Annotated in this window: 17 protein-coding genes and 2 tRNA genes; 10 read left to right on the forward strand and 9 right to left on the reverse strand. The window is 62.4% G+C overall.

What is annotated here, in order from left to right:
* Positions 1 to 498 precede the first annotated feature (498 nt).
* Positions 499 to 575: transfer RNA gene (locus EFB14_RS14830), tRNA-Pro, on the reverse strand.
* A gap of 263 nt (positions 576 to 838) precedes the next feature.
* On the opposite strand from EFB14_RS14830, the gene EFB14_RS14835 reads away from it, so the two are divergent.
* Positions 839 to 1,246 carry a hypothetical protein gene (locus tag EFB14_RS14835; RefSeq protein ID WP_126826661.1) on the forward strand — a complete coding sequence of 136 codons (408 nt, stop codon included), beginning with the start codon at positions 839 to 841 and terminating at the stop codon, positions 1,244 to 1,246.
* Positions 1,247 to 1,645: 399 nt separating this feature from the next.
* Here EFB14_RS14835 and EFB14_RS14840 read toward each other — a convergent pair whose 3' ends face one another.
* The 3 genes from EFB14_RS14840 to EFB14_RS14850 all read right to left on the reverse strand — a co-directional run bounded on the left by EFB14_RS14840 (position 1,646) and on the right by EFB14_RS14850 (position 6,151).
* Positions 1,646 to 5,041: an acyl-[ACP]--phospholipid O-acyltransferase gene (locus tag EFB14_RS14840; protein ID WP_126826387.1), complete on the reverse strand. Its 3,396-nt coding sequence runs from the start codon at positions 5,039 to 5,041 to the stop codon at positions 1,646 to 1,648.
* Between the two features lie 93 nt (positions 5,042 to 5,134).
* Positions 5,135 to 5,416 carry a YiaA/YiaB family inner membrane protein gene (locus EFB14_RS14845; protein ID WP_125844050.1) on the reverse strand — a complete coding sequence of 94 codons (282 nt, stop codon included), beginning with the start codon at positions 5,414 to 5,416 and terminating at the stop codon, positions 5,135 to 5,137.
* A 48-nt stretch (positions 5,417 to 5,464) separates the two neighbouring features.
* Positions 5,465 to 6,151, reverse strand: a complete 687-nt coding sequence (locus tag EFB14_RS14850; protein ID WP_126826390.1) for a PspA/IM30 family protein — start codon at positions 6,149 to 6,151, stop codon at positions 5,465 to 5,467.
* Positions 6,152 to 6,262: 111 nt separating this feature from the next.
* Between EFB14_RS14850 and EFB14_RS14855 the strand changes: the two genes are divergently transcribed.
* Positions 6,263 to 6,868 (forward strand): TetR/AcrR family transcriptional regulator, encoded by a 606-nt coding sequence (locus tag EFB14_RS14855; protein ID WP_126826664.1) that lies wholly within the window; start codon positions 6,263 to 6,265, stop codon positions 6,866 to 6,868.
* Between the two features lie 130 nt (positions 6,869 to 6,998).
* Positions 6,999 to 7,796 (forward strand): SDR family NAD(P)-dependent oxidoreductase, encoded by a 798-nt coding sequence (locus EFB14_RS14860; protein ID WP_126826394.1) that lies wholly within the window; start codon positions 6,999 to 7,001, stop codon positions 7,794 to 7,796.
* A gap of 186 nt (positions 7,797 to 7,982) precedes the next feature.
* Here the strand turns inward: EFB14_RS14860 and EFB14_RS14865 are convergent.
* A tRNA-Gln gene (locus tag EFB14_RS14865) sits at positions 7,983 to 8,057 on the reverse strand.
* Between the two features lie 162 nt (positions 8,058 to 8,219).
* On the opposite strand from EFB14_RS14865, the gene EFB14_RS14870 reads away from it, so the two are divergent.
* From EFB14_RS14870 to EFB14_RS14880, 3 genes are read left to right on the forward strand one after another with little or no spacing between them, the layout of a single operon-like run.
* The gene (locus EFB14_RS14870) at positions 8,220 to 9,137 is read left to right on the forward strand and encodes an MBL fold metallo-hydrolase (protein ID WP_126826397.1); all 918 of its coding nucleotides are present in this window, start codon (positions 8,220 to 8,222) and stop codon (positions 9,135 to 9,137) included.
* Positions 9,138 to 9,139: 2 nt separating this feature from the next.
* Positions 9,140 to 9,592, forward strand: a complete 453-nt coding sequence (locus EFB14_RS14875) for a thiol-disulfide oxidoreductase DCC family protein (RefSeq protein WP_126826400.1) — start codon at positions 9,140 to 9,142, stop codon at positions 9,590 to 9,592.
* Positions 9,589 to 11,313, forward strand: a complete 1,725-nt coding sequence (locus EFB14_RS14880; protein WP_126826403.1) for a saccharopine dehydrogenase family protein — start codon at positions 9,589 to 9,591, stop codon at positions 11,311 to 11,313. The genes EFB14_RS14875 and EFB14_RS14880 overlap by 4 nt, the downstream gene beginning before the upstream one ends.
* Positions 11,314 to 11,673: 360 nt before the next feature.
* Here the strand turns inward: EFB14_RS14880 and EFB14_RS14890 are convergent, their stop codons facing one another.
* Positions 11,674 to 12,585 carry a DUF1499 domain-containing protein gene (locus tag EFB14_RS14890; RefSeq protein ID WP_125844031.1) on the reverse strand — a complete coding sequence of 304 codons (912 nt, stop codon included), beginning with the start codon at positions 12,583 to 12,585 and terminating at the stop codon, positions 11,674 to 11,676.
* 218 nt (positions 12,586 to 12,803) lie between these two features.
* On the opposite strand from EFB14_RS14890, the gene EFB14_RS14895 reads away from it, so the two are divergent.
* Entirely contained in the window at positions 12,804 to 13,193 is a 390-nt protein-coding gene (locus tag EFB14_RS14895; protein WP_126826408.1) for a hypothetical protein, read from the forward strand.
* A gap of 121 nt (positions 13,194 to 13,314) precedes the next feature.
* Here EFB14_RS14895 and EFB14_RS14900 read toward each other — a convergent pair whose 3' ends face one another.
* Entirely contained in the window at positions 13,315 to 13,698 is a 384-nt protein-coding gene (locus tag EFB14_RS14900; RefSeq protein ID WP_164737531.1) for a phosphotransferase, read from the reverse strand.
* A 22-nt stretch (positions 13,699 to 13,720) separates the two neighbouring features.
* On the opposite strand from EFB14_RS14900, the gene EFB14_RS32905 reads away from it, so the two are divergent.
* On the forward strand, positions 13,721 to 13,861 hold the full coding sequence (locus EFB14_RS32905; protein ID WP_164737532.1) for a hypothetical protein: 141 nt from the start codon (positions 13,721 to 13,723) through the stop codon (positions 13,859 to 13,861).
* Positions 13,862 to 14,046: 185 nt separating this feature from the next.
* Here the strand turns inward: EFB14_RS32905 and EFB14_RS14905 are convergent, their stop codons facing one another.
* Positions 14,047 to 14,292 carry a hypothetical protein gene (locus EFB14_RS14905; protein WP_126826415.1) on the reverse strand — a complete coding sequence of 82 codons (246 nt, stop codon included), beginning with the start codon at positions 14,290 to 14,292 and terminating at the stop codon, positions 14,047 to 14,049.
* A gap of 104 nt (positions 14,293 to 14,396) precedes the next feature.
* Between EFB14_RS14905 and EFB14_RS14910 the strand changes: the two genes are divergently transcribed.
* Entirely contained in the window at positions 14,397 to 14,594 is a 198-nt protein-coding gene (locus EFB14_RS14910) for a hypothetical protein (protein ID WP_125844027.1), read from the forward strand.
* Positions 14,595 to 14,851: 257 nt separating this feature from the next.
* Complete coding sequence (locus EFB14_RS14915; RefSeq protein ID WP_125844026.1) at positions 14,852 to 15,133, forward strand: hypothetical protein; 282 nt, start codon at positions 14,852 to 14,854, stop codon at positions 15,131 to 15,133.
* Between the two features lie 49 nt (positions 15,134 to 15,182).
* Here EFB14_RS14915 and ppdK read toward each other — a convergent pair whose 3' ends face one another.
* Complete coding sequence (gene ppdK / locus EFB14_RS14920) at positions 15,183 to 17,849, reverse strand: pyruvate, phosphate dikinase (protein ID WP_125844025.1); 2,667 nt, start codon at positions 17,847 to 17,849, stop codon at positions 15,183 to 15,185.
* Positions 17,850 to 18,424: the final 575 nt, after the last annotated feature.

Raw genomic sequence — 18,424 nt, forward strand, 5'->3', positions numbered from 1 at the left:
CTTATCTATCCTTGAACGAGGCGATTTCATGAACATCGACGACCTGAAGCGGTTTGCCCCAGCGCTCGTGTGCAGGGACATGTCCGTTCGCTCGGGGCGGCCGCATGGGCAGCCAATGGCGGAACGCCACTGAAAGCGAAGATCAAACGCACGGCGCTGTAGATTTTGGCGATCCAAAGCCGGCATGGGGCCAATGATGCCCGGTCGCCCACTTTCAACTCATGGGCCTTGTGGCGACGATGTTACGCCGTACGTTCTGCGCCACGCGCGCGACCTGGCTTGCTCAAGCCGGCGTCGAAGCCGAGCAGGCAGCGGCATCATTGGGCATGACGGCCGAGGAGTTCGAACGGACCACGCACACGCCAGCCCAGGCTTTCAGCAGCAGGCAGCGAACGCATTTTAACCGGTCCACAGGGCAATCGGTCCGCTGCATGAAATGGCAAGTATCTGAGAATTCGAGGTTTCGGGAAAATGATGAACCTTTTCAAGGGTTCAGACTGGTCGGAGTGGAGTGATTCGAACACTCGACCCCCACGTCCCGAACGTGGTGCGCTACCAGACTGCGCTACACTCCGTGACCAGCGGCGCTTCTATAGAACAGCCTATCTGGTTGCACAAGCACCAAATTCCAAAAATCGGGCGGAATTTTTGACAGTGGCGTGACAGGCCCCGGATGGCAGTTGCTGCTGCAAAAAGACACACTCGAAGCAAATCGAACGGAAGTGTCAAAGGGGCAATTTTCTTTTGCAGGGTTCCGCGCTAAAGGGCTCGACGGGACAGGCGAAACCGCCGTGAGGGCGGCTTCGCAGCCAATGCGCTTGAGATCAGGGACCACATGATGAAACTCCGCACCATGACCGCGGCCGGGCTTGCAATTGCGCTTGCCGGATGCACGACCATTCCTTCCGCCGGCAATCCGATCGAGGCCCGCTGGGTCGGCAAATCGGCCGGCATCTTCTTTGCCGCTTACGGGCCGCCGATCAGCGACCGCGAAGAAGGCTCGGGCACCGTCTATACCTGGCGCGGCGGCTACAAGACTGTGCGCATTCCGGCGAAATATGCCGAAGGCGCCGACGGCAAGCGCGGCAAGCAGATCGCGTCCGCCCGCACCTCCTATCTGCGCTGCCAGGCCGAAATCACCACCAGCTCCGACTACACGATCCGCGACATCCGCACCGTCGCCGACATCCCGAGCGTGGACGGTCCGTCCTATTGCGCGGAATTCCTGGCGCCGGAACAGAAGTAACGGACGGTTTGTCCGAAACGATGAAGCAGGCGGTCGGGTGCCGCATGTTTGTTGGCGGACTTCGCTCCTTACTCGGTGTCATCCTGGGCCTGTACCGAGCATCTGCTGCACTGGCTGCAGATGCTCGGGATGAGGCTTGCCATCAGGTTTGCGCCAAGGCGTCTCTCTCGTCTCGCCTACCTGTCCTCCGTCATTCCTGTGCTTGTCACAGGAATCCAGTGCGCCCAAGTCCTTGGGCGCAGGAGAATCTGCTTCACCGTATGAGAGTCATTCACCGCGCAGACGCGCGGTGGCTGGATTCCTGTGACGGGCACAGGAATGACGGGGATTGAGGCGACGCTTTCACCAGACCTCGCGCCGCCCCGGCCGGGTGAAGGCCGCAGTTGATGCCCCCAACCCTTACGCCGCCTGCTCCCCCTGAGCCGCACTTTCCGCCAGCTTGCGCGTCGCAACGAAATCCACCTTGCCAGAACCCAGCACCGGCACCGTGCCGATATTGACCTCGGCCGGTACCATCATGTCCATGGCGCCCTTCGATTTGGCGAAGGCGAGGAATTCGGCGCGGGTGGCGGTGGGGGCATCGGTCAGGAGCACCAGGCGCTCGCCCTTCTTGGCGTCGGGCAGCGAGGAGACGACCGAGAGAGCGCCCGGCCAGAGTTCGGCGGCCAGCGTCTCGACGGCGGCGAGCGAGATCATTTCGCCGCCGATCTTGGCGAAGCGTTTGGCACGGCCGCGGATCCTGACGAAACCGTCCTCGTCGATGGTGACGATGTCGCCGGTGTCGTGCCAGCCGTCGACGAGCGGCTCGAGGACGCCGGGCTTTTCGGCACGGAGATAGCCTGCCATGACGTTGGCGCCGCGCACATGCAGCCTTCCGCCCTCATCGATACCAGGCACCGGTTCGAGCTTCCATTCCATGCCCGGCAGGATTTTGCCGACCGTGCCCGACTTGTTGTACATCGGCGTATTGATCGAAATCACCGGCGCGGTCTCGGTGACGCCGTAGCCTTCCAAAATGCGCAGGCCGAATTTTTCCATATAGGTCTGGCGGGTCGAGGCCTTCACCGGCTCGGCGCCCGAGAAGATGTAGCGGATCGAGCGGAAGTCGTAAGGATGCGCTGTCCTGGAGTAACCATTGAGGAAGGTATCGGTGCCGAAGATGATCGTGGCATTCGAGACATAGACCAGTTCCGGTACGATGCGGTAGTGCAGCGGCGAAGGATAGAAATAGACCGGCACGCCCGAAATCAGCGGCAGCACGGTGCCGGCCGTCAGCCCGAAGGAATGGAACACGGGCAGGATGTTGAACACCTTGTCGCCGCTGTGAAAATCGATGCGGGCGGCGGCCTGGGCGGCGTTCGACAGGATGTTGCGGTGGGTGAGCACCACGCCCTTCGGCGTGCCCTCTGAGCCCGAGGTGAAGAGAATGACGGCCGGATCATCCGGCTGGCGTTTGACCAGCGGCCGCGCCTTCCTGAGATAACCCAGGATCTTGTCCTTGAGTGAGATTTCGGCCCTGAGATCGTCGAGCCAGACGATCTTCACCTGCTTTTCCATCTCCTCGATGACGGGCCCGAGCTTGGCCTGGGTGACGAAGGCGCGGGAGGTCAGCACATGTTTGACTTCGGCGGCCTTGCAGGCGGAGAGGATATTGGCGGCACCTGCAGTGAAGTTCAGCATCGCCGGCACTTTGCCCGCCGTCATCACGCCGAGAAGGGTGGCGGCCGCACCATTGGCATTCGGCAGCATGATACCGAGGTTGGTTTCCGGGAAGCGGGCGCGGAATTTTGCGCCGAGCACGGCGGCTCCCGTCAGCAGCTTTCCGTAGGTGAGCTTGCCGGTGACCGGATCTTCGACGGCGAGCTTGCCCATGCCGAATTCGTGGCCTGCCTCGACGACGCGATCGAGAACGGTGGAGGAGGTATCCGCAGTCCGGAACATCAGGTCTGACATGACCTGATAGAGCGCAGCCCCCGCCGCCGTGCGGCGTTTGCGGCCCTTCAGCTCCGCCGGCACTTCGAGCTTCGCTGGCTCGAGAATGGTGACCTTGACCTTGGGGAACAGCCGGCGGCGGATCTTGCCGTTATCGAGATAGGAGAGATAGCTCTTCTCCAACCCGTCGATCCGGACCGGCACGACCATCGAGCCCGTCTTGTCGGCAACCATGGCGGCACCGTCATAGACCTTCATCAAGGTGCCGGTCACCGTCAGGCGGCCTTCGGGGAAGATGCCGATCGGGCTGCCATCCTGCACCACCTTGATCAGCGAACGCGTCGCCATCGGCTTTGTGGGGTCGAGCGGCAGGAATTTGCACATCTTCAGGAAGGGGCGCACCCACCAGGCCTGGGCGATCTTGTAATCGACGGCAAAGACCGGCTCTTCCTCGGTGATGGCGAGCGCGAGCGCGCCATCGAGCAGGCTGACATGGTTCAACGCAATGATCGGCGCCCGGCCGGCCTTCTTAATATTCTCAAGCCCCTCGACCTCCAGCCGCATGAAGGCGCGGAACAGGATCGAGATGAAATCGCGGAAGGGATTGGTGGGCAGCGTCTTCAGCATCAGCCAGGCGACGGCGAAATTGATGATGCCGAGGCCGATCAGGATCTGTGGGATGGAAGCGCCGAGCGCTTGGACGGCGGCAACGAGGCCGAGACCGACGGTGATGAACAGGGCGGAGAGAACATTGGCGGCACCGATGACGCGGGCGCGGCGGTCCTCATGCGCCCAGGTCTGGAGGGCTGCGAAAGTGGGCACGGCGATGAAGGCGCCCGAGATCGCCATGCCGGCGAGATCGATGGCGACACGGATGGTATTCTGACCGGCGAAGAAACCGGCAATCGTCGTCGCATGGCTTGCCGATGCCAAGCCCCAGAGGTTCCAGGCGAGATCAAGACTGAAGAGGCCGAGCAACGCCGTGCCGACAGGGGCCGGCAACAGTACGATGCGGCCGGATGACATCCAGGCGGCAATGGCCGAGCCGACGGCAACCGCGATGGCGAAGACGGTGAGATAGGCCGGCACGACGAGCTCGGAGCCGCCGAGCAGTTCGGTGACCATGGTCGGCAGAATGGAGAGGACGAAAGCGCCGACCAGCCAGAACCAGCAATTCATCAGCGCCGAGCGCCACAGGCGCTTGTCGGCGCGGATTTCCATGACCAGGGTGTAGCTGGAGCGGATGACATTCCGGTCGATTTCCAGATCCGGCGCCTTGGAGCCGGTCGCCGGGATCATGCGGGCCGAAAGCCAGCAGAGCACCGAAAGCCCCATCATCATGGTGCCGAAGATCAGCACATTTTCGCCGCCGGAAAAGGCGAATGCCGCGATGATCGTGCCGCCAAGGATGGCGATGAAGGTGCCGCCTTCGATCCAGGCATTGGCCTTCGGCAGGTCGCGGCGTTCGAGATGATCCGGCAGGATGCCGTATTTGATCGGCCCGAACAGCGCCGAGATGGTGCCGAAGCCGAACAGCGCCGCCATCAGGATGAAGATCGAGGAGAAGGCCAGGCCGACGACGGCTAGGCCGGCGATGGCGATCTCGCAGCGTTTCAGCAGCTCGGCGATTTTGGCCTTGTCGTGCTTGTCGGCGAGTTCGCCGCCGAGCGCAGACAGCAGCAGGAAGGGCACGATGAGGATGACGCCGGCAAGCGTCACCAGGGCGGCGCCCTCGCTCGCAGACATCTTGAAGAGAATGAGGAACACCAGGGTGTTCTTGAGGAAATTGTCGTTGAAGGCCGTCAGGAACTGGGTCCAGAACAGCGGCGCGAATTTCCTCGATGTCATCAGATTGTGTTGCACGGGCTCGTCCCTCTTTCGACTGACAGAGAAGGCCACAGAGTTGTTACGCAAAAGTTGAATGCGATAACAACTCTGCGCTGTGGTTAAGGAAGATCAATCTGCATCGTTACGATTGAACTTGACCAGGAGTTTCTCGGTGCGGGCATCTTCCACCTTGCGGATCAGCTTCTCGGATTCGGCATTGTCGCGCAGCGTCTTGGTGATGTTCACCGTGGTCTGCACCAGCATCAGAATGCCCATGGCGAGATAGCCTTTGCCCCAGAGATCGAGCGGCATCATATAGAGGCCAAGCGCCAGCATGAAGGCGGCCGCGCCGAAGGAGATGTAGGAGAAGCTGACCCAGCTTGCGGAATGTTTCTGGAAACTGTCGTTCATATCAGTGGTCCCTATGGTTCGATGGATGAATGGTCGATGGATGCAATTTCAAGCGGCGGGCGTGATGCGGCTCTTCAGCCGCGCCAGCACATCATCGGCGGATGAGCGCAGCGGCGCGCCGAAGCCGGCATTGGCAAGCTTTTCGATAATGCCGGCCGGTCGGATGGCGCCTTCCATGTCTTTCAGGGCTGCGGCCGTCAGTTCATTCTGGCTCTGGCGCAGGCGAAGGCGCGCCAAGGTCTCCTCGGCATCGTCGAGCGTCGCAAAGCCTGGACCGGCGACGGCGACATCGAGCTTCTGCGCCTCCTCAGTCGCGCGAGCGAGCCGCTCGCCGCGCTGCAGCTCCCGCAGCCGCGCCTCGGACGCGCGGACGATGCCCTTCAGCTTGTCGATCGCCTGGGTGAACTGCGCCTGCGCCTTTTCAGATGCATCCCGCTCGGCTTCGAGAAAGGCGATCGCCTCGGCCGCCTCGCGGGCCAGGCCCTCATTGCCCTTCGCAAGCGCTGCGGTGGCGCGGGTCTCCAAATCGGCGATGCGGGTGACGATCGCCCCGTGCTGCACCTTTTCCTGTTCGTTCTGGGCGATGGCGACCGCGACGCTGCGGCGGGCCGACTGGATCGATTGGGCGGCATCGCGGATCTGCTGGGCAAGCAGCGGCACGGCGTTGCGATCGGCGAAGGCCTGTTCGGCATCATGCGCCCTGCCCCGCAACAAAATGGAAATCAGTTTGAACATTTCCTTCCTCCGGTTTATGAACGTTGTTCACGAGATGACTTATGCCAGAATCATGAACGTCGTTCAAGATAATTTTTGAACGACGTTCAGAAAATCGAAGTGGAATGGTTAATGGCCGGCAGACGAGAAGAAAAACGCGAAGACCTGAAGGCCCGGCTGATCGAGGCCGCCCGCGAGCGGATCGCCAGAGACGGGCTGGCAAATCTCAGAGCCCGCGACATCACCCAGGACGCCGGCTGCGCGCTGGGCGGCCTCTACACGGTCTTTTCAGACCTTTCCGAGCTCGTCATCCACGTCAACTCCGGAACGCTGAAGGCGCTGGAGGCAAAGCTGACGCTTGATAAAACCAAAGACAGACCGCCGACCGACCGGCTGCGCAACCTGGCGCAGGGATACCTAAGCTTCGCCGTCGAACACCGAAACCTCTGGAAGGCCTTGTTCGACCACGCCCCACCCGAAACCAGCCCGACCCCGCAATGGCATCTCGACGAACACCTCTTCCTGATGGACGTGATCGCCGAACCGCTGGCCGAACTCCAGCCGGGTATGTCTGCGGAGGACAGGGCTATTCGGGCGCGCACGCTTTTTGGCGCGGTGCATGGGGTGATCAGCATCAGTTTGGAGGGGCGCTTTGTGGGATTGCCGCTGGAGAGGTTGGCAAGGGAGGTGGATGAGTTGGTGCAGACGATTGCGGCGGGGGCGGAGCGGAGAAGGTGATGGGGCGTTGGGGGGATAGCGCTGGCATTTTCGCCGAAGCTCCACCCCACACTCCGTCATCGTCGGGCTTGACCCGAGGACCCATGGCCAAGCACTCTATGCCCTCCACGCCATCGCGAATGGAGACCCCATGAGCCGTATATTCATCACCGGTTCCACCGATGGCCTCGGTCTTGCCGCAGCACGCACCCTCATGAAGGAGGGCCACGACGTCGTGCTGCACGCCCGCTCCAGGGAGCGCGCCTCCGCCCTCGCCGAGATTTCGCCCACCGCCCTCGGCGTCGTCATCGGCGATCTCGCCAGCGCCACGGAAACGCGATCGATCGCCAATCACGTCAACGCCATCGGGCGCATGGACGCCGTCATCCACAATGCCGGCGTCTACCTTGAGCGCAGCCGGGGCGAAACGCCGGAAGGCCACGCAAAGACCCTGGCGGTGAATGTACTTGCCCCCTATCTGCTCACCGCCTGGATCGCGCGTCCCGACCGCCTGGTCTATCTCAGCAGCGGCATGCACCGCAGCGGCGGCAGCGCCCTTGACGATATCGACTGGAAGAAGCGGCCGTGGAACGCCAGCCAGGCCTATTCGGAAAGCAAGCTCTACATCGCCACCCTCGCCGCCGCCATCGCCCGCCATTGGCCGGATGTTCTCAGCAACGCCGTGGACCCCGGCTGGGTGCCGACGAAGATGGGCGGCGCCGGTGCGCCCGATGACCTCGAAATGGGGCACCTCACCCAGACATGGCTCGCGGCAAGCGATGCCGAACTCACCAAAGTCAGCGGCCAGTATTGGTACCATCGACATCAGCGCGAGGCTTCGCCTGAGGTTACCGATACTGGGTTTCAGGATGAGTTGATAGAGAAGCTCGCCGAGTTAACGGGCATTCGTTTGTTTGCGGAGCGCCGGCAAAGCGCAAGACCAGGCTAGCGGGCGTTGCCGCCTTCCCGTCTAATGTTTGTCAGCAGGCGTTCCTTGAACAATCGCGCAGCCTGCGTGAGGCTCCGGCTCATTGTCGACCGAGAAGCCAATAAGCTCACCGCTCGAATCGGAAAATCCCTATGGGTTGCAATCTGGCGTAGGGATATTCAGGGTAACAGTTTAAGCCGCAATCGCTGGCTGGGGCGCCTGGATTCGAACCAGGGGATGGCGGTACCAAAAACCGCTGCCTTACCGCTTGGCTACGCCCCACCAGAGCTTGAGCGGAAACCGCTTGCTCAAATCGACGCCTGATTAGCAAAGCTCTCCGTCTGTCACAATGACTAAGTTTATCCTACGGCAGATTTATGCGCTGCGCGGTGCCGTAGGTCGTGCTAGGAATGGGCGACGTCATCGGCCTGAGATCATTCCTTCATGGACAGTCCCGCATTCGACCTCGCTTTCGAGCCGGCCTATGGGCAAGCCGTGCCGGTTACCTCAGGGGTCGAGCGGGTGACGGTGAACAATCCGGGGCCTTTCACCTTTTTCGGCACCAACAGCTATATCGTCGGCTCCTCCTCCGTCGCGGTCATCGATCCCGGGCCAGAGGACGAGGCGCACTTTCAGGCGCTGATGGCAGCCCTTGGCGGACGCGAGGTGACGCATATCTTCGTCAGCCACACGCATCGCGACCACTCGCCGCTTGCCCGGCGGATGCAGGCGGCGACTGGTGCGGTGACTGTGGGGCAAGGGCCGCACCGGCCGGCGCGGCCGCTGCGGGAGGGCGAGGTCAATCCCTTTTCCGAAAGTTCGGATATGGAATTCGTGCCCGACATCGCGATCGGTGACGGTGAGACCCTATCGGGCGATGGCTGGGCGCTGACGGCGGTGCTGACGCCGGGGCATACGGCCAATCATGCCGCCTTTGCGCTCGAAGGGCGCGATCTCCTCTTTTCCGGCGATCACGTTATGGCCTGGTCGACCTCGATTGTGGCGCCCCCGGATGGTTCGATGGCGGATTACATGGTTTCGCTCGACCGGCTGATCGAGCGAGAGGACCGCCTATTGCTTCCCGGCCATGGCGGGCCGGTGACAAAGCCGGCCGGATTCCTGCGGGCGCTGAAGGCGCACCGGCTGAAGCGCGAGCAGGCGGTACTGGAGCGTGTGCGGGCCGGCGATGGGCGGATTGCCGAGATGGTGAAGGTGATCTATCGCGATACCGATCCGAAGCTGCATGGGGCGGCGGCGCTTTCCGTGCTCGCCCATATTGAGGACCTGTTGGAGCGGGGCGAGATTGCGGCGGATGGGCCGCCTTCGCTTGCCGCCCTCTACCGGCCGGTGACAGGGAGATAAGGATGGCGCCTCGAGCCGATTACAGCTATCGCGACGATCCTGATGTGCCCGCCTTTGCCGATGACCGGCCGCTCATCGTCTTCGATGGCGAATGCGTGTTCTGCTCCGGCTGGGTGAAATTCGCGCTGAAGCATGACAAGCGGCAGCAATACCGCTTCCTCGCGGCGCAGACGCCGCTCGGCGAGGCGCTCTACCGGCATTACGGGCTCCACGCGCGCGACTACGAGACCAATATCCTGATCGAAAACGGCCGCGCCTTCTTCAATTCCGACGGCTCGATCCGCATGGTGGCGGGCCTCGGCTTTCCCTATTCGCTGGTCAAGCTTTTCCGGCTGCTGCCACGGCGGGTGGCCGATGCGCTCTATGAATTCATCGCCCGCAACAGGCTGAAGATTGCCGGCCGGCAGAGCTGCATGGTGCCGTCGCCGGAGCAGCGACGCCGCTTCATCGCATGAGCGGCGACCGGTTTTCGCTGCTCATCATCGGCGGCTACGGCACTTTTGGCGGGCGGCTTGCCCGGCTGCTTGGCGATCAACCCAGGCTCAGGCTGCTGGTTGCGGGGCGCTCGCTTGAAAAGGCTGACGATTTCGTTGCAGATCTCCGGACGCCGAAAGATGGAGCTGAGGGCCTGGGAAGCAACAATCTCGGCGCGATGGTGCAGGCAGTGGCCTTCGATCGCGACGGCGATCTCATCGAACAACTGACGCGGCTGAGGCCGGATCTCGTCGTCGATGCCTCGGGGCCGTTTCAGACCTTCGGGAAGGATGCCTATAAGGTGGTCGAGGCCTGCATCGGCCTCGGCATCGATTATGCCGATATCGCCGACAGTACCGGCTTCGTCGCCGGCATCGGTGGGCTCGATGCTAGCGCCAAGGCCAAGGGCACCTTCGCGCTCTCGGGGCTCAGCAGCCTGCCCGCCCTCTCCTTCGCAGCACTCGATGCGATGGCGCCGCATTTCTCCCGGATCGACAATGTCGCGGCCGGCATTGCCCCCTCGCCGCATGTGGGGATCGGGCTCAATGTTGTGAGGGCAATCGCCACCTATGCCGGCAAGCCGGTGGCGGTGCTGCGAAATGGGCGGCCGGCCTCCGGACGCGGGCTGATCGATGCGATGCGGGTGACGGTGGCGCCGCCGGGGGTTACGCCGCTGCGCAGCCGGAAATTCCTGCTGGTCGATGCGCCTGACCTGGCTCTGCTGCCGCAGAACCTTGCCGATCTCAAATCCAGTTTCACCGGCGTCGGCACGGAACCACAGCCGCTGCAGCGGCTGCTCAGCCTCGCGGCAAGGCTCGTCCGCTTCCGGCTCCTGCCGTCGCTGCTGCCGCTTTCGCGGCTGCTACAGCGTGCCAGCCATAGCTTCGCGATCGGCGAACATCGCGGCGGCATGTTCGTCCGCGTCGGCGGCCTCGATCACGAGGGAAGACGGCTAACATCAGGCTGGCATCTGATTGCCGAAGGTGATGACGGGCCGTTCATTCCCGTCATCGGCGTAGAGGCGCTGGTGCGCCGGCTGCTATCCGGCGTGCAGCCGGAGAATGGCGCGCGGCCGGCGGCGGGGGAATTGCAGCTTGCGGATTTCGAGGCGGCTTTCCGGCGTTTTTCGATCACATCAGGCATCAGGATGGAATGCGAGGAGGCTCGCCTGCCGCTCTACCGGCAGATCCTCGGCACCGCCTGGGAGCGGCTGCCGCCTGCTATCGCCGCAATGCATGCGGGCGGCGCGCGCGTTGCCTCCGGCCGCGCGCAGGTCGAGCGCGGCGGCGGGCTTCTGGCCGGGATCGTCGCGCGTGTCATCGGCTTTCCCCCGGCGGGCGAGGATGTGCCGGTCACGGTGCGTTTCGCTATCGATGGAAACAAGGAGATCTGGACCCGGGATTTCGGCGGCAAGCCCTTCCGCAGCTGGCAAGTCGAGGGGCAGGACCGCGACCGGCATCTGCTCACCGAGGTTTTCGGGCCGTTCCGGGTGCTGATGGCACTGACGCCGGATGGGCAGAGGCTGCGGCTCGTCGTGCGGGGATGGCGGTTTTTAGGGATTCCGCTACCGATGTTTCTGGCACCGGGTGGGGATACCTATGAGGAGGAGCGGGATGGGCGGTTCTGCTTTCATGTCGAGATCGGCGGGCGGCTGACGGGGTTGGTGGTGCGGTATACGGGGTGGTTGGTGGTGGAGGGGTGAAGGGACTGCGGTGATGACCGTCGGTTCGCTCGGATAGTTGCGCTCTCACTCTAACCCTCTCCCCGCTCGCGGGGCGAGGGGACGTGCCCTGCGAGAGGCTGCGCGGAATGGAGAGGGCGCGGCATCCCCCTTCGCCCCGCGTGCGGGGAGAAGGTGCCGGCAGGCGGATGAGGGGCAAGTCTCGACGAGTTCCTCGGCCGGGGACCTCGCTTTCCATAGCAGCCCCCTCTCCTCCGTTGAAACGGTATAAGGTGGTCGAGTTTGCCGCACCGTATCCCGGCCCTTCGCTTTGGCTCAGGGCGTTCGCCACTGCAATCGATTCACTGGATCGATTGCTGCCGCCTTTGGCGGCACCGCGGCTCACCCACCCGCAATTCCCAAGAGTTCGGCATCCAGCGCTTTCAGATAATCGTCGGCGATTTCGGCGCTGAAGCCGAGGTCGTGCTGGCCGTAGCGGGAGGCGACGCGGATGTCGACGAAGGTGGTTTCGGCCTCTTCGCGCAGGCGGATGAGAATATCGAAGCGCAGGCCGAGGATCAGCGTGCGGGTGGTGCCCTGCAGCGTTACGCCATTGGCGCCGCGGATGAGCTTGGCGACATCATCGTCATAAGGGCGCGGCGTTGGCACGGGGATGATATCGGGCGCATCGGCCACGGCATCGTCGCCCGGCTGCGGCGGCTTGACCGGCTTGTCTTCGGGCTCGCGGCCCGGCTCGGTGTCGCCGCTGCTCCTCGTGATCGTAATGCCGCTCTGCTTGGCGACCTTGCGCACTGCTTCCAGCACGCGGTCGAGCGCACCCTCATAACGCCGGCCGGTCAGCTCGGGATAGGCAACCATCTGCTTTTCGCGATCCTCAGGCGTCACCTGCACGTTGCGCTTCAGCCAGATCTGGTCTGACTTGGGCGGCGAAAGCCAGTCCGGGGCGGAGACTGGATCGGTGGAGACGTCGTAGATCGCAGGCAGGGTGAGATAGTGCTCGGTAGCAAAGGCGCCGAGCGCCAGCGGAAAGGCGGCATAGATCAGCGCGGCCAGCGCCGCCAGTCCGCCTTCGGCGCCTGTCATCCAGAGGCTGCGCAGCCCGACCGCCGCCAGCAGGGCAGCGAGAAGCGCACAGCCGGCAGCCGCAATCAGCAGCAGCACCAGATAGGGTGTGGCGAGCCCGCCGAAGCGGTGGGCGATCATCACCGCCAGCGCCAGAACCAGGGAAAACGCCCCGAGCAGCCGCGAAAAGCGGGCGGCGCTGGAAACGGGACGGTCGAAGCGGATGGCCATCAAACTTACCGGTTGCTCGTCAGCGCCCACGTCCTCAACCACGCAAATCGCTATCACCCTGTTTAGTGCAAGATTCGTCTAAATTGAAACTCTTGTCTGAAGCAATGCGTTGGAATCCACGACGAAGAGGAACGCCACTTCATAAGACCTTGCTGATATGCCAAAAAAAGGTCATTCTGGCGCGGTTTCATCTCCGACATAGAGACAGGAGAGACGGGATGATTTCACCCGACATAGCAGCAATGCCGCAGGCGTCTGCGCTTGGCGGAATCGACCAGTCCGAACCGATGCTGCCGATGGAGCTGCTCGAGCTCGAACTTTCGCTCGAAGGTTACGCGGGCGGCGATGCCGGTTTCTGCGAGGCGGTGCGCCGGGCAGCGGAACGCTCCGGCGGCGAACTGCTGTTCGACCTGCCGGCCGCCGGCCTCGTCCAGGATTGCCGCCGCATCGCCGTGCTGCGCATTCCGGCTGGCGCCCAGGAGATGCGCGTCGTGCTGGCGCTGCTTGACGATAACGGCACTGAAATCCGCATGCAGGCGCCCGATGAAGAAACCGCGCCCCTGGTGCGTTTTGCCGATGCCTTCATCGAATTGCTGGAGCGGATCTGAGATTTGAGGATGGGCGGCCCCTGAAACGGCAGGTGCAGTTCCTGTTTTCGCTTCTCATTGTGAAGCGACAAGATCCTCATCGCCAGTTGGCCGCACGATAGAAAGGCGCGCCGCATTCCCGCTAAACAGCCAGTTCTCTGAGCGTCCAGATTCTCGCAGCCTGCGCCCATTCCGCCATAGCATTGTTGGCAACACGCCTTCCTTGCTGGATAATGATGGTCTGGCGAACCAACATCGCCTCAACAATTGCCGAGCATTCCAACTCCCCGTATGCGTTTGCAAACAACGCTAGCCGTCGAACCTGCTCACGCGGTGAAATTTCCTCGTCGCCAATTTGCAACCAAAGCCATGCGGCATATCCCAGGTCGTACACGCGACGGCCGAAGGAGGCTGCATCAAAATCAATTATGGCGACCGGGATTTGCTGCCGGAACACGAAGTTGCAGGGCGAAAGATCATTGTGGTAGACCACCTCAAACCCAGCTTCGTGTACCTGTGCGCTCAACAATCCTTCCGAAGCGTCGTGAATGATAGGTCAGATCAGTTGGCACATCTCCTTCAACAAATTCGAATACATCACGACCGAGCTCGTCCATGCCGAAGCTGCGAGGTACAGCGTGAAATCCCACCCGCTGGAAATGCGTCAGAAGGAGCCGCACGAACTCTGAATTTATGTGCCTGGATCGATGAACTCTGTTGCCCCTTTGAACTACCTCAGGATTGGTTCGACCACCCACGAGGGGAACGTCCGTTAGCTTGCTCATGCGTCTACCTAACAATGCCGGGATGGGAGATCTGACATCTCACTGAAAATGTCGGCTTGGCACTTTTAATCGCAACGTCCGCTTTTCCGCTACCGGCGCTCGGCCCCGGCTTCCGCGACGCTGCGGAAGGGGAACTTGCGCCCGCACTCGCACTTGATCATGAAATTTTCCTGGTGATTGGCGGGCCGCTGCACGCCAAAGCCGCGCGGCAGCTGATCGACCTTGAAATCCGGGTGCTTGCGCTTGGGATCATCCACTTCCGAGGCTTCGGCAAAGCCCTCATTGCCGCATTGCGGACAGCTCAGTTTTTTCGAAAATCGATCGCGAATGGCCATGCTCGTTCCAGTTTTTTGCAAGACTTCCTCATACAGAGGAATGCCCTGCGACGGAAGTGGAACCAAGTGCTGGCGATGCCGTTCCTTTTTCAAAGGAGGCGATCATGCCCAGTAGAGACCCAATGCCGATCCCGAATGCCGATACGCCACGCGGCCCGACGCCGACACCCGGTATTCCCGATCGCGTCCAGGAAAAACCGCCACTGACGCCGGCGCAGGATCCGGCCGATACGAAGAACCCGGAGGATCCGCCGCTTGATCCGGCGCTGCTGCCGATTGGAGATCCGGCCGGGGCGGCGTAGGACGTCATCGCCCGCTTGGGCAACAACTGCCCCTCACCCTAACCTACCGGGGTCGAGCCGTCCTTCGGACCCCGTCCCGAGAGCGCAGATGGGATCGGAGGGGTCGCGGCATATCACCTTCTCCCCGCGGGCGGGGAGAAGGTGGCGGCAGCCGGATGAGGAGCAGGTCTCGCGGCGATCTCCTAGGCCAAGGGTGGCTTGACGGCCTCACCCGAATGGACTTTGCTCGGAGCGAGCCTGCCTCAAGGAATGAACCAATGCGCTATCCTCTTCTCATCACCGTCATGACCACCATCATCGCCGGGCTCTCCGCCTGCCAGACGATGACGCCGGAGGAGCGGCGGGCGGCGGATGAGCAGCGCTGCTTGAGTTACGGCTTCCGGCGCGGCACGGATGGCTTTGCCACCTGCCTGCAGCGCATCGATCTCGACAGGCGGGCCGAATCGCGAGCGCAGAGCGCGGAGCTGATGGACAGCATGGCCTGGGATCTCAACAATGGTCCGTACGTCTATCGCGATCGCTGGCGGTATCATCACTGAATGCCGCAGCCGTCTTCTGGGCTCCCCGTCAAAGACCTCGCCGGCGTTTTTAAAGACCGCCTGAGATAACTGCCTGCGCCGCCGCGAGCCTGGCGATCGGCACGCGGAACGGCGAGCAGGAGACATAATCGAGCCCGATCTTCTCGCAGAAGCGGATCGAGGCCGGGTCGCCGCCATGTTCGCCGCAGATGCCGAGCTTCATGTCGTTGCGGGTGCGCCGGCCGCGTTCTGCGGCGATGCTGATCAATTCGCCGACACCGTCGAAATCGAGCGAGATGAAGGGATCGTGCTCAATAATGCCCTTGCGCTGATAGGTGGGGATGAAGGCGGAAGCATCGTCGCGCGAGATGCCGAAGGTGGTCTGCGTCAAGTCGTTGGTGCCGAAGGAGAAGAATTCGGCGGCTTCGGCAATCACATGGGCGCGCAGGGCGGCACGCGGCAGCTCGATCATGGTGCCGACGAGATAATCGATCTTCATACCGGCCTCGCTCATGACATTGCCGGCAACGGCGTCGATGCGCGCCTTGACGTAATCGAGTTCGGAGCGGAGGCCAACGAGCGGCACCATGATCTCCGGCACGACCGCCGCCCCTGTCTCCTGCGCTGCGGCGACCGCCGCCTCGAAGATGGCGCGGGCCTGCATCTCGACGATCTCAGGGTAGGAGATCGCCAGACGACAGCCGCGATGGCCGAGCATGGGGTTGAACTCATGCAGCGCATCGACGCGCTGGCGAAGCACTGTCGCCTCCATGCCCATGGCAAAAGCGACTTCGGCGACCTCGTCGTCGGTCTTCGGCAGGAATTCGTGCAGCGGCGGATCGAGCAGGCGGATCGTCACCGGCAGGCCGTGCATGACGGTGAAGAGGCCGGTGAAATCGAGCCGCTGCATCGGCAGCAGCTTGTCGAGCGCCACCCGCCTGCCCTTCTCGTCCTCGGCAAGGATCATCTCGCGCATGACATGGATGCGCTCGCCCTCGAAGAACATGTGCTCGGTGCGGCAAAGGCCAATGCCCTCGGCGCCGAAGGAACGCGCAGCGCGCGCATCGGCCGGCGTGTCGGCGTTGGTGCGCACCGTCATGCGCCGGGCGCGATCGGCCCAACCCATGATGCGGCCGAAATCACCCGACAATTCCGGCTGGATCATCGGCACCTCGCCCTTCAGCACCTGACCGGCCGAACCGTCGATGGTGATGATATCGCCCTTCTTGAGGGTAACGCCGACGCCAAGCAGCCGCTCGTTGCGTTGATCGATGCGCATGGTGCCGGCGCCGACGACGCAGGGGATGCCCATGCCGCGGGCGACGACCGCCGCATGGCTGGTCATGCCGCCGCGCGTCGTCAGAATGCCTTCGGCGGCATGCATGCCGTGAATATCCTCGGGGCTGGTCTCGACCCTGAGCAGGATGACCTTGCGGCCTTCGGCTTCCGCCTCGACGGCCTCTTCTGCGGTGAAGACGATGGCGCCGGTCGCGGCGCCCGGCGAAGCCGGGAGCCCAGTGCCGATCACCTGGCGGGTGACGCGCGGATCGATCGTCGGATGCAACAGCTGGTCGAGGCTCGATGGCTCGATGCGCAGCACTGCCTCGTCCTCGGTGATCACTCCCTCATCGACCATGTCGACGGCGATCTTCATCGCCGCCCGGGTGGAGCGCTTGCCCGAACGGGTCTGCAGCATCCACAGCCTGCCGCGCTCGATGGTGAATTCGATATCCTGCATGTCGCGGTAATGGATCTCGAGCTCGGTGCAGATGCGAAGAAGCTCGTGGAACGCCTCCGGCATTAGCTTTTCCATCGAAGGCTTTTCGGAGCCGGAGGAAATCCGCCCCTCCTCGGTGATGCTTTGCGGCGTTCGGATGCCGGCCACAACATCCTCGCCCTGGGCATTGACGAGGAATTCGCCGTAAAGCGCCTTCTCGCCGGTCGAGGGGTTGCGAGTGAAGGCGACGCCGGTCGCCGAGGCATTGCCGAGATTGCCGAAAACCATGGCCTGAATGTTGACCGCCGTACCCCATCCCTCCGGAATATTGTGAAGCTGTCGGTAGGTAACGGCGCGCGCGCTCATCCAGCTGGAAAAGACGGCGCCGACGGCGCCCCAGAGCTGAACTTCGGGATCCTGCGGGAACTCCTGATTCAGCTCCTCCTCGATCAGGCGCTTGTAGAGAAAGACGATATGCTGCCATTCGGAGGCGCTAAGATCGGTATCGAATTCGTGGCCCAGCTTGGCCTTCTCGTCTTCCAGTATCTCCTCGAAGGCGTCGTTGCCGAGACCCATGACGACATCGGCATACATCTGGATGAAGCGGCGGTAGCTGTCCCAGGCAAAGCGCGCATCGCCGGCATCATGGCCCAGCGCCTGCACCGTCTCGTCGTTGAGGCCGAGATTGAGCACCGTATCCATCATGCCAGGCATGGAGACCCGGGCACCGGAGCGCACCGAGAGCAGCAGCGGCTGGCTGACGGAACCGAAATGTCGGCCGGTGATCGCCTCGATCGCCGAAATGCCGGAGCGCACCTGCGCCTTCAGCCCATCTTCGATATGGCGGCCGTTCTTGTAATAGGTATGGCAGGCATCGCTGACGATCGTCAGCCCCGGCGGCACCGGAAGCCCCAGGCTGCACATTTCAGCGAGATTAGCGCCCTTGCCCCCCAGAATCTCCTGATCGCGCGCCCGGCCCTCAGCCTGCCCGTCGCCAAACGTATAGACCCACTTGGTCATCTTCCCCCCAACACCAAATCGGGGATTAGCTTAATCCCTTGGTGTTGAAATGAAAATCGACAAATGCGGCAAAATGTTGCGCCGCACAATAAATCTCAGTGCGACCGGCCGTCGAAACGATTGAAACATCGCAAGGCATAAAAAAAGCTTTGCGGGACTGCAACAATGTCCCGCAAAGCCTTGTTTCCGTCCGGCCAGGAAAACCGGACGGGGGGTCCCTCAACGCCTCAGCATTCCGGCACTTGCCCTCTGCCCGGAACACCGCATCGCCAATTCGATATGCGCACCGCTGACTGCCCGCTTTTCAGCAAAAATATCAGGTTGCGTTGAAACAACTTCTAATGCAAGTCATCGCAAAGAGCATCACCCAAATGGGGTACAGGCCGTCCAAGAGCCGACCTTTTTTGGTGTTTATTGCCAGTCTTTTGATTTTCCGCAATTTCCGGACGCAAGACCGCTCGCCAGCTTCGCTGAAATTGCTCCGTCCTTTGATTTTACGCAATTCCCGGAAAACCGCCATGGGCTTGCACTATTTTCTTCACGCAACCCTAGGACGCTGCCTCACCAGCCACTTT

It is taken from the genome of Rhizobium fabae (assembly GCF_003985135.1).
Classification (GTDB): Bacteria; Pseudomonadota; Alphaproteobacteria; order Rhizobiales; family Rhizobiaceae; genus Rhizobium; species Rhizobium pisi.

Bases quoted from the DNA above. Each gene is read 5' to 3' on its own strand.
- EFB14_RS32905 (WP_164737532.1), top strand. From the start codon at position 13,721: ATGATAGGTCAGATCAGTTGGCACATCTCCTTCAACAAATTCGAATAC.
- EFB14_RS14875 (WP_126826400.1), top strand. From the start codon at position 9,140: ATGGCGCCTCGAGCCGATTACAGCTATCGCGACGATCCTGATGTGCCC.
- EFB14_RS14895 (WP_126826408.1), top strand. From the start codon at position 12,804: ATGATTTCACCCGACATAGCAGCAATGCCGCAGGCGTCTGCGCTTGGC.
- ppdK (WP_125844025.1), bottom strand. From the start codon at position 17,849: ATGACCAAGTGGGTCTATACGTTTGGCGACGGGCAGGCTGAGGGCCGG.
- EFB14_RS14880 (WP_126826403.1), top strand. From the start codon at position 9,589: ATGAGCGGCGACCGGTTTTCGCTGCTCATCATCGGCGGCTACGGCACT.
- EFB14_RS14910 (WP_125844027.1), top strand. From the start codon at position 14,397: ATGCCCAGTAGAGACCCAATGCCGATCCCGAATGCCGATACGCCACGC.
- EFB14_RS14845 (WP_125844050.1), bottom strand. From the start codon at position 5,416: ATGAACGACAGTTTCCAGAAACATTCCGCAAGCTGGGTCAGCTTCTCC.
- EFB14_RS14905 (WP_126826415.1), bottom strand. From the start codon at position 14,292: ATGGCCATTCGCGATCGATTTTCGAAAAAACTGAGCTGTCCGCAATGC.
- EFB14_RS14835 (WP_126826661.1), top strand. From the start codon at position 839: ATGAAACTCCGCACCATGACCGCGGCCGGGCTTGCAATTGCGCTTGCC.
- EFB14_RS14915 (WP_125844026.1), top strand. From the start codon at position 14,852: ATGCGCTATCCTCTTCTCATCACCGTCATGACCACCATCATCGCCGGG.
- EFB14_RS14855 (WP_126826664.1), top strand. From the start codon at position 6,263: ATGGCCGGCAGACGAGAAGAAAAACGCGAAGACCTGAAGGCCCGGCTG.
- EFB14_RS14890 (WP_125844031.1), bottom strand. From the start codon at position 12,585: ATGGCCATCCGCTTCGACCGTCCCGTTTCCAGCGCCGCCCGCTTTTCG.
- EFB14_RS14870 (WP_126826397.1), top strand. From the start codon at position 8,220: ATGGACAGTCCCGCATTCGACCTCGCTTTCGAGCCGGCCTATGGGCAA.
- EFB14_RS14860 (WP_126826394.1), top strand. From the start codon at position 6,999: ATGAGCCGTATATTCATCACCGGTTCCACCGATGGCCTCGGTCTTGCC.
- EFB14_RS14850 (WP_126826390.1), bottom strand. From the start codon at position 6,151: ATGTTCAAACTGATTTCCATTTTGTTGCGGGGCAGGGCGCATGATGCC.